This window comes from Clostridium fessum (assembly GCF_003024715.1).
Lineage (GTDB): Bacteria > Bacillota > Clostridia > Lachnospirales > Lachnospiraceae > Otoolea > Otoolea fessa.
The window spans coordinates 53,149-66,074 of record NZ_PYLO01000005.1; the positions used below are offsets into that span (position 1 = coordinate 53,149).

At 47.7% G+C, this 12,926-nt stretch carries 12 protein-coding genes and 4 tRNA genes; 2 read left to right on the forward strand and 14 right to left on the reverse strand.

The genetic code is table 11. The annotated features are described in order from the left end of the window. Window positions 1–70: 70 nt before the first annotated feature. The 5 genes from C7U56_RS12840 to C7U56_RS12860 form a co-directional block, all read right to left on the reverse strand. Complete coding sequence (locus tag C7U56_RS12840; protein WP_107001552.1) at window positions 71–1,828, reverse strand: S8 family peptidase; 1,758 nt, start codon at window positions 1,826–1,828, stop codon at window positions 71–73. 99 nt (window positions 1,829–1,927) lie between these two features. Beyond that, a tRNA-Leu gene (locus C7U56_RS12845) sits at window positions 1,928–2,011 on the reverse strand. 4 nt (window positions 2,012–2,015) lie between these two features. Continuing rightward, window positions 2,016–2,099, reverse strand: a tRNA-Leu gene (locus C7U56_RS12850). A 166-nt stretch (window positions 2,100–2,265) separates the two neighbouring features. After that, window positions 2,266–2,349, reverse strand: a tRNA-Leu gene (locus C7U56_RS12855). Between the two features lie 4 nt (window positions 2,350–2,353). Further along, window positions 2,354–2,437, reverse strand: a tRNA-Leu gene (locus C7U56_RS12860). A 487-nt stretch (window positions 2,438–2,924) separates the two neighbouring features. Between C7U56_RS12860 and ychF the strand changes: the two genes are divergently transcribed. Next, entirely contained in the window at window positions 2,925–4,022 is a 1,098-nt protein-coding gene (gene ychF / locus C7U56_RS12865; RefSeq protein WP_107001553.1) for a redox-regulated ATPase YchF, read from the forward strand. 373 nt (window positions 4,023–4,395) lie between these two features. Here ychF and C7U56_RS12870 read toward each other — a convergent pair whose 3' ends face one another. Further along, window positions 4,396–5,007 carry a class I SAM-dependent methyltransferase gene (locus C7U56_RS12870; RefSeq protein ID WP_107001554.1) on the reverse strand — a complete coding sequence of 204 codons (612 nt, stop codon included), beginning with the start codon at window positions 5,005–5,007 and terminating at the stop codon, window positions 4,396–4,398. A gap of 56 nt (window positions 5,008–5,063) precedes the next feature. Beyond that, window positions 5,064–5,285, reverse strand: coding sequence for a peptidase M50 (locus C7U56_RS12875; RefSeq protein ID WP_107001555.1), 222 nt, complete (start codon window positions 5,283–5,285; stop codon window positions 5,064–5,066). Window positions 5,286–5,578: 293 nt separating this feature from the next. Between C7U56_RS12875 and C7U56_RS12880 the strand changes: the two genes are divergently transcribed. Further along, window positions 5,579–6,022 (forward strand): hypothetical protein, encoded by a 444-nt coding sequence (locus C7U56_RS12880; RefSeq protein ID WP_022359781.1) that lies wholly within the window; start codon window positions 5,579–5,581, stop codon window positions 6,020–6,022. A 150-nt stretch (window positions 6,023–6,172) separates the two neighbouring features. On the opposite strand, the gene C7U56_RS12885 is transcribed toward C7U56_RS12880, so the two are convergent. From C7U56_RS12885 to C7U56_RS12915, 7 genes are all read right to left on the reverse strand, one after another. Continuing rightward, the gene (locus C7U56_RS12885; RefSeq protein WP_022359780.1) at window positions 6,173–6,964 is read right to left on the reverse strand and encodes an RnfABCDGE type electron transport complex subunit B; all 792 of its coding nucleotides are present in this window, start codon (window positions 6,962–6,964) and stop codon (window positions 6,173–6,175) included. Between the two features lie 15 nt (window positions 6,965–6,979). Continuing rightward, complete coding sequence (locus C7U56_RS12890; protein WP_107001556.1) at window positions 6,980–7,555, reverse strand: electron transport complex protein RnfA; 576 nt, start codon at window positions 7,553–7,555, stop codon at window positions 6,980–6,982. Then, window positions 7,555–8,256, reverse strand: coding sequence for an electron transport complex subunit RsxE (gene rsxE / locus C7U56_RS12895; protein WP_022359778.1), 702 nt, complete (start codon window positions 8,254–8,256; stop codon window positions 7,555–7,557). Before rsxE ends, C7U56_RS12890 begins: the two co-directional genes overlap by 1 nt. Window positions 8,257–8,270: 14 nt before the next feature. Further along, window positions 8,271–8,879, reverse strand: a complete 609-nt coding sequence (locus C7U56_RS12900) for an RnfABCDGE type electron transport complex subunit G (RefSeq protein ID WP_107001557.1) — start codon at window positions 8,877–8,879, stop codon at window positions 8,271–8,273. Beyond that, a complete protein-coding gene (locus tag C7U56_RS12905; RefSeq protein WP_107001558.1) occupies window positions 8,879–9,820 on the reverse strand; it encodes an RnfABCDGE type electron transport complex subunit D in 942 nt (313 codons plus the stop codon). The genes C7U56_RS12900 and C7U56_RS12905 overlap by 1 nt, the downstream gene beginning before the upstream one ends. Before the next feature lie 13 nt (window positions 9,821–9,833). Continuing rightward, complete coding sequence (rsxC, locus tag C7U56_RS12910; RefSeq protein ID WP_107001559.1) at window positions 9,834–11,159, reverse strand: electron transport complex subunit RsxC; 1,326 nt, start codon at window positions 11,157–11,159, stop codon at window positions 9,834–9,836. Between the two features lie 375 nt (window positions 11,160–11,534). Next, window positions 11,535–12,905 carry a sodium-dependent transporter gene (locus tag C7U56_RS12915; protein ID WP_107001560.1) on the reverse strand — a complete coding sequence of 457 codons (1,371 nt, stop codon included), beginning with the start codon at window positions 12,903–12,905 and terminating at the stop codon, window positions 11,535–11,537. Between the last annotated feature and the right edge of the window lie 21 nt (window positions 12,906–12,926).

Genomic DNA, 12,926 nt, shown 5'->3' on the forward strand with positions numbered 1-12,926 from the left:
AATTAACACTTTAAATATAATTTACAATTTCATTTATTGTTTTTTGTGCACCTTGCACTTCCTATTGTTTTTACAACGGGAAACTTCGCTCCAGACACAATGCCCCATACCCCAACCGCTCATTCGGATATACCGTCTCCCCCGGCAGACTCCGCGCCCCGCGGATGAGATATGCTTTCAGCTTCTCCCCATACAGATAGGGATCGTTCCCATTTACAATCCCCCATTGCATCATCAGCGCCGCCGATCCGGTCACAAATGGAGCGGCAAAGGAAGTTCCTGTCACTGCCTCATATCCGCCGCCTGCGCGGGCGGTTATGATATTTACACCAGGTGCCGCCAGCTCTGGTTTGATCGGATGCCCCAATCTTGCAAATCCACGACCGGAAAAATCTGCATACGCCTGCGTGGCGTCATCGTACGCCCCCACCGAGATCGCCCGGCTGGCGGTCGATGGGATTGTCAGCGTCGTGTCCGGCGATGCCGCCAAAAAACGTGTTTCCCTGTTCAGTGCCATGCCCGCTGGCAGCCACAGATCATACTGACCATCCCGTATTTCTTCTGGAATCAGACGGATTTTCCAGAGCCCGTCCTGAATGTAGCTTCCTTTTGGAATCAAATCCAGATAAATCTCCTGCGCCTGACTGTATGGACTCGGCATCCCATAATATAGAAGAATCTCTTCCGTCTCATAGGAAAGGCGCTGTGCTCCCAATGATTCCCGGATCACCCCGGTGCTGCTGCCGCCCGGGCTGAAAATTTCCACTGAAAACCGGTCCTGATACAATTTCCATAGCTGCACACCGAAGCCCGTCTGATATTCCCCCACTGCAAGCTCTATCTCCACCGGACGTCCCATCTGCAGAAATCCCGCCCGGTGTCCCATGCCGTATCCTTCATTTCCGGTTCCCACGATGATGGAAGTCCGCCCCCGCTCTGCCATCGAATTTAGATACGTCTCCAGCAGGCTGGTTCCGTCATGCGAACCGTAAGTATTTCCAAAGCTCAGATTCACCGCCACCGGCATCCGCCATTCCTGTGCGATTCCCACCACATAGTCCAACGCCCGCATCAGCTCTGTTGTCCTGGGAAATGAATCCGCAAGCGGCGTTCCAAGCTTCACGACCAGAAGTTCACTCTCCCAGGCTACTCCCCGGTAGTGTCCGCCGCCCTCCCAGCCATTTCCGGCTGCAATCGCCGCAACTGCCGTCCCGTGCCCGCTCACATCCCGCGACTGGACGATCTCGTAAGCGCGTTCCCGGCTGCCCGCCTCCAATGCCCGGTTGAGCTCCTCCCGCGTATAAATCCGGTTCTGCTCCTGATCCCAAAGTGCGGCGATGCGCGTCGTTCCATCTGCGTTTCGAAAGTCCGGATGGAAATAATCGATTCCGGAGTCGATGATGGCAGTCAATGTGCCTCGACCACTTAAATCAGCATCTCTGCCATACACGTTTTGAGAGACTTGATTTCCGCTCTGCACCGGCGCAATACAGGTATCCCGAATCGCCCGGTTCACCTCAAAATAAAGACGCTTCGGCTTTTCTATATACTCAACCTGTGATAATCCTGCCAGATCATCCACCTGCGATTCAGGGAGCCGCACAATCGCGTAGCCGCCGGAAAGTGGATAAATTTCCGCCTGCGGAAGCTGTTCCTGCAACTTTTCCACAGTTCCATTATATTGAATGATTAGTTCCCAGCGTTTCGTATTCTGGTCGTATCCCATCTGAAGTGCCGGGGACTTTTCCCGTTCCGCTTCTGTCGCATCCAAAGATAAGTTTAAAAGGTTTTCTTTTTTCTGGCTCTTGCCATTCACTAATTCACTCATTTTACAGTTTATGCTTATATGGCAAATCCCAGCATCATATTCTATCTATTTTTTTAACAAAACAAAACCCGGTACATCTCTGTACCGGGCTATCGATCATGCAGAAGAAGGGACTTGAACCCTCATGATGTTGCCATCACACGGACCTGAACCGTGCGCGTCTGCCAATTCCGCCACTTCTGCTTACTGCGGGAGATGGGACTTGAACCCACACGAGCATACACCCACAAGATCCTTAGTCTTGCCTGTCTGCCAATTCCAGCACTCCCGCTTACTGTTTTTCAATTTTCTCTATTCGATGATTTTCTCACCGACAAAGAGTAGTATAGCACAATTTCATTTAAATTGCAAGCCTGTTTTCCGCAAATTTATATCTGAATTTATTGAATCAGAGTATAGCAAAAAACCGGCACATCTCTGTACCGGGCTATCAGTCATGCAGAAGAAGGGACTTGAACCCTCATGATGTTGCCATCACACGGACCTGAACCGTGCGCGTCTGCCAATTCCGCCACTTCTGCTCACTGCGGGAGATGGGACTTGAACCCACACGAGCATACACCCACAAGATCCTTAGTCTTGCCTGTCTGCCAATTCCAGCACTCCCGCTTACTGCTTTTTATTTTTGCCTGTCGAGTGAGTCACTCACTGACGAAGCTTAGTATAGCACAGGCGCTCCGCGAATGCAAGCATTTTTTTGTTTTTTTTATTTTTTTTTATTTGTTCTAATTATTCCTATATTTTTATAGTTTCTTTCTACTGCAAAATCATGTATTTCAGCCCTATCCTACCACTCCGCAGCTCCCTTAAAAAATCCTTTCTTACTTCTTAAACAGGAAAATAGACAACCATTACACATTTCTGGTTACTGTTCACGCATACGTGCCCAGTAACCATTTCTGCATTCCTATAGCCACAAAATGTCTCCTTTGAGATTGAAAAAGCGCTGTCTTTCTGCTATAATACATAGTTGCATTGATTTCTTTCATTAAAATTAAGAAACATTACAAAAAGGGCGTAAAAAGGCGCAATAAGAAACCGAAAGAAAGGCGGAAATCCTGATAAGCAAAGGGTTTTCGGATAGGTAAATCATAAAATGAAATTAGGTATCGTAGGTCTGCCAAACGTAGGCAAAAGTACACTGTTTAATTCTCTGACCAAGGCTGGCGCTGAGTCTGCCAATTACCCGTTCTGTACCATCGATCCGAACGTCGGTGTCGTATCGGTTCCAGATCCGCGTCTGGGTCAGTTAGCAGCTCTTTATAATTCTGCCAAAATCACTCCGGCTGTAATCGAGTTCGTTGATATCGCTGGTCTGGTAAAGGGCGCTTCCAAGGGCGAAGGTCTTGGTAACCAGTTCCTTGCCAATATCCGTGAGGTAGACGCGATCGTACACGTTGTCCGTTGCTTTGAGGATCCAAATGTTATCCATGTAGACGGCAGCGTCAATCCGCTCCGCGATATCGAAACCATCAACCTGGAGCTTATCTTCTCCGATATGGAGGTTCTGGAACGCCGTATCGCCAAGACGACCAAGAGTGCCATGGGAAATAAGGCTCTGGCCAAAGAACTGGAAACTTTAAAGAAACTGTATGCTCACCTGGAAGATGGCAAACTGGCAAAAAGCTTTGAGCCGGAGGATGAGGATGAACTCGCGTTCATCAATACGCTGGATCTCTTAACCTGGAAACCGGTTATCTTCGCTGCCAACGTATCCGAGGATGATCTGGCAGATGACGGTGCTTCCAATGAATATGTAAAACAGGTTCGCGAATTTGCAGCTGAGAACGACAGCGAGGTATTTGTTATCTGCGCCCAGATTGAGCAGGAGATCGCTGAGTTAGATGAAGATGAGAAGAAAATGTTCCTCGAAGATCTCGGTCTGACTGAATCCGGTCTTGAAAAACTGATTGCAGCCAGCTACCGCATTCTTGGCCTTATCAGCTACCTGACTGCCGGTGAAACTGAGACCCGTGCATGGACCATCAAAGTCGGCACCAAAGCACCGCAAGCAGCTGGAAAAATCCACTCCGATTTTGAGCGTGGCTTCATCAAAGCTGAGGTAGTCAACTATCAGGATCTCTTAGACTGCGGTTCCTATAATGCAGCCAGAGAAAAAGGGTTGGTACGCATGGAGGGCAAGGACTACGTGGTAAAGGACGGCGATGTCGTACTCTTCCGCTTCAATGTTTAATATCGTGTCATAAAATCTCAGAAGCTGCCATCCGTTGATCAGATTCCCTTTTCGTAGATTTGGGGTAACTGTTTGGGTCTGCGCATTTACTGCGCTGACCGTACGAAAACATGGGGGATCCTATCAAAGCATATCAACGGATGGCAGCTCTTTTTATTTCTCCCTTTTTACAAAAGTGTGTCTGATGCATACTAACTCATAATTATACGAAACACCACTCTTTTATTCATTTTCTATTCATTTCTGGCTAATGGGTATTCATTTTTACTCTAAGTTGTCGTGCAATTTATTAGATTTGAATTTTTGAAAGAGCCAGCACCTTGAATGGGCTGACTCTTTCAATGTCACCTGTAATTGACAAACTGGAATTTGGCTATTTCGTTGCAACAATACTTATCCAATGATTTTTTGCATTTGAATACGTTTTGATCTCTGTAAAACCCGCTTCTTTCAAAGCGGCAACAAGTTGTTTAGATGTGTAAATCTTCATACCATTGATCATCTTTGTCCATTTTTCATCTGCGGCACTCGTTCCGTCACTCTCGTTACAAATCAGGAATATGCCTTCGCTTTTTAGCACACGGTTGATCTCGGAAAAGCATTTTACTAATCCTGGCCAAAAGTAAACTGTTTCGAAGGCAGAAACATAATCAAAAGTCGCGTCAGAAAAGGGTATAGCAGATACATCTCCTTGAACTACATTACATTTCCCTTGTTTAATGGCGAGGGCGTTCAATTTTTGAGATTCTGCCACACTAACCTCAGAATAATCCATTCCTGTCACGTGGCCATTTCCACATCTATCAAGCCAGACCGCAATATTTGCTCCGCCGCCACAGCCGACGTCCAGAACTTCAGCATCAGACTTCGCGGAGATATTTGAGAATCCCCATTGCGATAATTTGGCGTGACCGCTGTTCATCATCTTCGTCATCAATTTTCCGCCGAAGCCTTGTGGCTTACGGGTATTTTCAAAAAATTTCATTACAGAATTCCTCTTCCACAAATACCGGTTTTCTTAATTCGACAAACCGGTATTGCTCAATCGTTTTTCTCCGTTAGGAGAATATACAATCCATAAATAAAAAGAACAAGGAATAAAACCGTAGGAATCAATAATCCATTTTCTAAAATACTTACAATCATTCTTCCAGGTGGCGTTACCCATTCAGTTGCTGGATTTTGCATTGCCACTATTATCATTCCCACAATACCAACAACACCACTTAATGTTAAAAAACCACCTTTTATATTTCTACTCATAATCATTACCTCCTCGTTAAATACCGATTAGTATAACAGTAGTCTAACACATGTTGTTTAAAAATACTACAGCCAAGCTAATGTCTGTAATTTGCCCTAAAATTTCATTTTATGGAATTTGGACTACTTGATTTTCTAATCGCATACGCAATTTGTGAAATGTATCATTATACTGTTGATACATCAGACACACAAATGTAAATTGGGACTTTTATTTTTATAACAAATCATATTCTTTCATTTTCCCTCAAACCGTCTCATACACTGTACTAAACGAATTCCGGGGATTTTTTATGAGCTCAAAAACAAAAATTGTCGTACTCCGCATGAAAGAGATTATTTATACTGCTATCTTTATCGGACTGGGGCTTCTTCTCATCGCACTTCTCCTCATCATGTTCCGACCGGGCAGGAAGACGCAGAGTGCCTCCGCTCCCGCTGCGGCCGGCATTTCCTATCTGCCTGGTATGTACAGTTCTACCCTGACACTCGGCAGCCAGGCAGTCAACGTCGAAGTCACGGTTGATTCCACCCAGATCACCTCTGTTACCTGCCGTCCTTTAAGTGATTCCATCGAAACTATGTACCCGCTGCTCTCCTCTTCCGCTTCGCATCTCTCGGAGCAGATCGTGAGCACGCAGTCGCTTGAAAATCTCTCCTTTGAAAGTGGCAGCCAGTATACCTCACAGGCATTATTAAATGTGATACATACTGCATTAGCAAAAGCAATCCTTTAAATTTCGTATAGCATAACATCAAAAATTTCAAAGAACACCTTCATCGGATGCTTTAGAAAAGCACCTTATCTTTTAACCAAAAAAATCCGGCTGAACCATCTTTTCAAACGGTTCAACCGGACTTTTTATTTCCGTATTCTTTTACGTTATTTACTGAATAACCTTAACCGGGCACTTCGCTGCACAAGCTCCGCAGTTTACGCACTTCTCATAATCGATAACAGCTACGTTGTTATCCATATGGATTGCGTCAAACTTACACTGCTTGGTACACAGCGTACAGCCGATACAGCCAACCTGGCAGGCTGCCTTGACAGCCGGTCCACGATCGTGGGAGCTGCACTGTACCAGATGTTTTGCCTTGTACGGTACCAGGTCGATCAGGTGTTTCGGGCAGGCTGCCACGCAGGCACCACACGCTACACACTTCTCTTTGTCTACAACCGCTACGCCGTCTACCACGTGGATTGCATCGAATTTACATGCCTTCACACAGGTTCCGAAACCGGTACAGCCGTAAGAACATGCCTTTGCACCGCCACCCGGTACAACGGATGCCTTCGCACAGTCCTCGATACCATGGTACTCGTACTGTACTTTTGTCTTGTCGCAGGTACCTTTACATTTAACGAAAGCTACCTTCTTCTCAGAGGAACCAGCCTCTACGCCCATGATAGCAGCGATCTTCTCGCCAACCGGAGCACCGCCGACCGGGCAGGCATTAACCGGAGCTTTGCCCTCTGCGATGGCCTTTGCAAGACCATCACAGCCCGGGTAACCACAGCCACCGCAGTTGTTGCCTGGCAGCTCTTCACGAACAGCTGCCTCTTTTTCATCTACTTCAACTTTAAATTTCGCGCCGAACAGACCCAGACCGACACCAACGATGATGCCGACTGCCGCGATCACGACAGCAGCGATAATGATTGAATTCATATCCATTTTCGTCTCCTCCTTCTACAGTAATCCGGAAAATCCGAGAAATGCAATCGCCATCAGACCAGCCGTTACAAGTACGATAGGAGATCCCTGGAAGTTATACGGGATATCATTTCCCTCGATGTGCTCACGGATACCTGCCAGAAGCACGATGGAGATGGTATAACCAACGGCTGTACCAACACCATTTACCACGCTCTGTAAAAATCCATATCCGTTCTGGACGTTTGTCAGGGCAACACCAAGAACGGCACAGTTTGTTGTAATCAGCGGAAGGAATACACCCAGCGCGTTATACAGGGAAACCATGCACTTCTTTAAGAACATCTCAACGATCTGAACCAGTGCTGCGATAACGAGAATGAAAACGATGGTTTTCAGGTAATCGATACCAAGCGGTGCCAGAACGAACTGATAAATCAGGTTTGCAACGATGGATGCGATGGTAATAACGAAGATAACCGCACCACCCATACCAGCTGCTGTTTCAACTTTTTTGGATACGCCGACGAAGGAGCAGATACCGAGGAACTGGCTCAGTACGACGTTGCTGACCAGCGCCGAGCTTATCGCAATAATAAGTAATTCTTTCATCACTTCTCCTCCTGTTCCTTCTTAACTTCTGCATCATGACCAGCACAGCTTAAGCAGTCGCCGCTGCAGCAGCCACCCTTCTTCTTCTCTTTTACGGAACCGTTTGTTGCACACGGCATCTTCAGACGATTCTGAAGAGCAGTCAGGCAAGCCAGTACGAAGAATGCACCCGGCGCCAGGATGAAGATTGAGATCGGCTGATAGGAAGCCGGCATAATCTGGATACCAAAGATAGTACCTGCACCCAGAAGCTCACGGAAAGAACCGATGAGTGCCAGAGCAACTGTAAATCCAAGTCCCATACCGATACCGTCAAATGCAGACAGGATCGGACCGTTCTTCATAGCATATGCCTCGGCACGGCCAAGGATGATACAGTTAACTACGATCAGCGGAATGTAAAGTCCCAGGGAAGCATATAAGCTTGGAACGAAACCTTCCATCAACATATCTACGATGGTTACGAAGGATGCTACGACTACGATCTCTGCCGGCAGACGTACGCCGTCCGGAATGATCTTACGAAGCAATGCAATCAGAAAGTTCGCCGCAATCAGTACGGCGGTTGTCGAAAGTCCCATGCCGACACCGTTGATGGCGGAAGTGGTTACCGCCAGGGTCGGACACAGACCCAGCATCTGAACGAAAATCGGGTTTTCTTTCCAGATACCGTTATATAAGCGCTCTACATATTTATTCATAATCTTTCCACCTCCTACTGTGCCAGGCAGTTAGCCACGAAATAGATAGCTGCATCTGTCGCGTTGGTGACTGCCTTGGAAGTGATCGTTGCACCACTGATGGCTTCAATCTGATTATCTGCAGACGCGCCTGTCTTTGTAACTTCCAGGTTCTCAGCTTTCTTGCCGATAAACTGATCCTTGAAATCCGGTTCTTTGGCTCTCATACCAAGACCTGGCGTATCGCTGATGCTTAAGAAACCGATACCGGTCAGCTCGCCCTCGTTGCTGATACCAACTGCGATCTGCACGTTGCCGCCGTAGCTCTCTGCGGAGGTAGAGGTAATCAGGTAACCGATCTGGTTGCCGCTTGCATCCAGCGCTTCTTTTGCATCATTGATGGTAACTTTTCCAAATCCCCACTCAGAGATGCTGTCCGCTGCAGCAGTTACTGCGTCAGCCAGCTCCTGCGGTTCATCAAAGCTTGCCGCATCCGGGTAAACTTCCTGATAAGTTTTAGTAGCTGCTGCCTCCTGTGCCTGTGCAATCGGATCCAGCGTAATATCATGTACTGTTCCCAGACAGATACCAGCTACCAGAGTAATAACGAAAAGGATGATTGTATTTTTGATAATCTGGTTCATTATTTCTTCTGACCTCCTTTTCCAAATGCTGTCGGAAGCGTATAGCGCTCAATCAGCGGTACCAGCAGGTTGCTGAAGATGATCGCATAGGAAACGCCCTCCGGAGAAGCACCCCAGAGACGGAAGATTCCGGTTACGATTCCGAGGATCAGTCCGTATACGATCTGTCCCTTCGGAGTCAGAGGACTCGTTACATAATCGGTTGCCATAAAGAATGCACCGAAGATAAGACCACCTGCACAGATCTCACTGAGAGAATAGGTCAGGTTGAATCCACCAAACAGGAATGTAAATACAAATACGGTTCCAATGTAAATCAGCGGGATAACCGGGCTGATAACTTTGCGGACTACCATGTAAATAGCACCAATCAGCAGGGCAATTACAGATACCTCACCGATAGTTCCCGGGATACGTCCGATTACCAGGGATGCCAGATCCACTGTCTCACCGGCTCTTAACTGTGCCAGCGGAGTTGCACCTGTCAGACTGTCAAATCCAAGCTTTGCGGATGAGAAGTTATTCATAAACAGAGCGAAGGAAGTCAGAAGGAAACATCTGGCTGCCAGTGCCGGGTTCATGAAGTTCTGTCCCAGACCACCGTAAAGCTGTTTTACAACGATGATTGCAAAGAATGCACCAAGAACCGGGATCCAAACCGGGATTTCCGGCGGCATATTCAGTGCAAGAATCATGCCGGTAACAACTGCACTGCCGTCCGAAATCGTAATCGGCTTGTGCATTAATTTCTCATAAAGATACTCGGCTGCCACACTGGCGATCACGGTAGCGATCAGAACCAGAAGTGCATTCATGCCGAACTGCCATACACCATAAACACTGGCAGGAATCATGGCGATCACAACGTCAAACATCAGGCGCTGTGTCGTAACTCCGTCACGAACGTGAGGTGATGACGATACTTTTAATAATTTTTCCATTTCTTCCCACCTCCTACTTTCTGCGGCTGGCTGCTACTGCCTTACGCATCTCTTTGAATGCCTGGGTCAGCGGCCGTCTTGCCGGACAAGCATATGCACAGCATCCGCACTCAACGCATTCCATGCCGTTTAAGCTCTGGAATTTCTCAAGGTCGTGAGCCGTAGATGCCTTCATCATCAGCGGAGGTACAAGATGCTCCGGACAAACGCCTACGCAGCGTCCGCAGCGGATACATGCTGACGGCTCCATCGCTGCTACCTGATCCTTGGTAAAGGTGGTCAGAGCAGATGAAGTCTTCGCTACCGGGAAGTCAAGGCTGAAAAGAGCCTGTCCCATCATAGGACCACCGGAAATCATCTTCTCCGGTTCCTGTTTAAAGCCGCCTGCTGCCTCTACCAGTCTCTGATAGTTGGTACCAAGGCGTACCTCAAAGTTCTGCGGCTCTGCAATGGCATCACCGGTTACCGTAATGATCTTGCGGATCAGCGGAGTTGTCTTGCATACTGCATTATAAATAGAAGCAACGGTATCAATATTGTCTACGATACAGCCTGCATCTGCCGGCAGCATGGAAGAATTGATCTCACGTCCTGTCACTGCATAGATAAGTGTACGCTCACCACCCTGCGGGTACTTGGTAAGCAGCGGACATACTTCGATTCTCGGCTCGTCCTTTACCATCTCCGTCAGCTTCTTGATAGCCTCCGGCTTGTTGTTCTCGATACCGATAACACCCTTCGCATTGTCAAACAGCTGAAGCATAACCTTCAGGCCGCCGATAATCTGCTCCGGACGCTCCATCATGGTACGATAGTCACTGGTTAAGTACGGCTCGCACTCTGCACCGTTGACGATAACGTAATCAATTGCGTTCTCATCTTTCGGAGTAAGCTTTACATGTGTCGGGAAACCAGCGCCGCCCAGGCCGACGATACCGGCATCCTTAACGATCTTACGGATCTCTTCTTTCGACAGCTTTGTTGCATCTCTGTCTGTTCCGAAGCCCTCAATCGCCTCTTCTTCACCGTCATTCTCCACCAGGATTGACTGAACCATTGCACCATTGGCAACCAGCTTGGACTCGATTCCCTTTACCGTACCGGAAACAGAACTGAGTACGTTTGCGGAAATAAATCCGCCTGCCTCTGCAATGATCTGGCCTTTCAGCACGTGATCGCCCTTCGCTACCAGTGGTTTCGCAGGTGCGCCAATGTGCTGGGACAGCGGATAAACCATGATCTCGCCCTGTAACGGTTCGAGAACCTTGATCGGCTTATCCTCAGACAGTTCTTTACCCTCATATGGATGAATGCCGCCTATAAATGTAGCCAAACCCATCAATTAAACCCTCTTTCTCTTACTAAATTTTCCTTCATCCTCCACCCATTCACCTCCCGTCAGATGCCTTTTCTGCCGAAATTGTGAAAATATTATCGGGCGTAGGAGCTAGAATCTACCGCGTATAGTATAACACAGGTAAAAAAAATTCACAATTGAAAAATGAATCTTCTGCCCCCTTCACTCTGTATAAAAATTAATACAAATGGTTATAATATAGCTTTTGTTTATACAGAATCAACAAAACTGTGTAAAAATCCCGTAAAACTTTCCCTTAAATACTATGTCAATAGCCTTGGCGAAAAAAGGAAAGTCCGGCGGAGTTTGCCTCTGCCGGACTTTCCTTTTTTCTCGTTACCTAAAGAGCTGCACAGTCTACTGGAAAAACTTACTCCAGTACCCCTGCACAAAAATAAACAGCACAATCAGCGGAATGACATATGTCACATACGCTCGCACCTGGCGCGGGAACTTCACGCCTTTTCCCTCATTTGCCTCCTTGAGAAAATTCTCAAATCCCCATCCATACCGGCTGGTACAGAACATCAGGTAAACGAGACTTCCGAGTGGAAGCAGGTTGTTGCTGACGATGAAATCCTCGAGATCCAACACGTTGCTGCCCTCTCCGAACGGCATGAAACCACTCCAGAGATTGAAACCCAGCACGCACGGAAGCGACAGGACCGCAATCACCACCAGATTGACGCAGACTGCCTTTTTGATCGAACAGCCAGTCAGATCCGTTGCAAAGGATACGATATTCTGGAATACCGCTGTGACCGTTGATGCCGCCGCAAAGGTCATAAAGACAAAGAACAGCGTGCCCCAGAAACGTCCGCCTGCCATGTGGTTAAATACATTCGGCAGCGTGATGAAGATCAGGCTTGGTCCCTGTCCTGCCTCGATGCCGTAAGCCGCACATGCCGGAAAAATGATAAGTCCTGCCATAAACGCTACCAGCGTGTCAAGGACCAGTACATTGATTGCCTCGCCGGTCAGGCTGCGCTCTTTATCGATATAACTTCCAAAAATCGCCATCGCACCGATACCGATACTCAACGTGAAGAACGACTGTCCCAGCGCCGCAAATACGACTTTGCCGACACCAACCTCCTGAATCTTGCCAAAATCCGGCTTTAAGTAAAATTCAAGTCCCGGACGTCCGCCTTCCATCCGCACCGAATTGATTGCCAGCACAACCATCAGGAATAATAGGCAGACCATCATCATCTTTGTGATCTTCTCAACGCCGTTCTGGAGTCCCATCGCACAGATGGAAAAACAGAATACGACACAGAGCAGCATAAATACCGTCATCAGTCCCGGATTTGCCAGTACAGAGCCAAATTCCCCTGCTACACCGTCCGCATCCAGACCCACGAAATCGCCTTTCGCCATCTTGAACACATACAGCAGAAGCCATCCGGCTACCGTCGTATAAAACATCATCAGGACATAGTTGCCCGCCATCGCGAACCATTTTTCAAAATGCCACTTAGTACCCTTTGGCTCCAGCACATCAAATGAAAGCGCCGCACTCTTCTGGCTCGCTCTGCCGACCGAGTATTCCATAACGATGATCGGAAGACCTAAAAGCACCAGAAATGCCGCATAAATCAGTACAAACGCCGCGCCGCCATACTGACCGACGATGTACGGGAATCTCCACACATTTCCCAGACCGATCGCACAACCCGCGGAAATCAGGATAAATCCCAGCCGAGAGGAAAAACGTTCTCTTCCCATTTCTACTTACCTTCTCCTTTT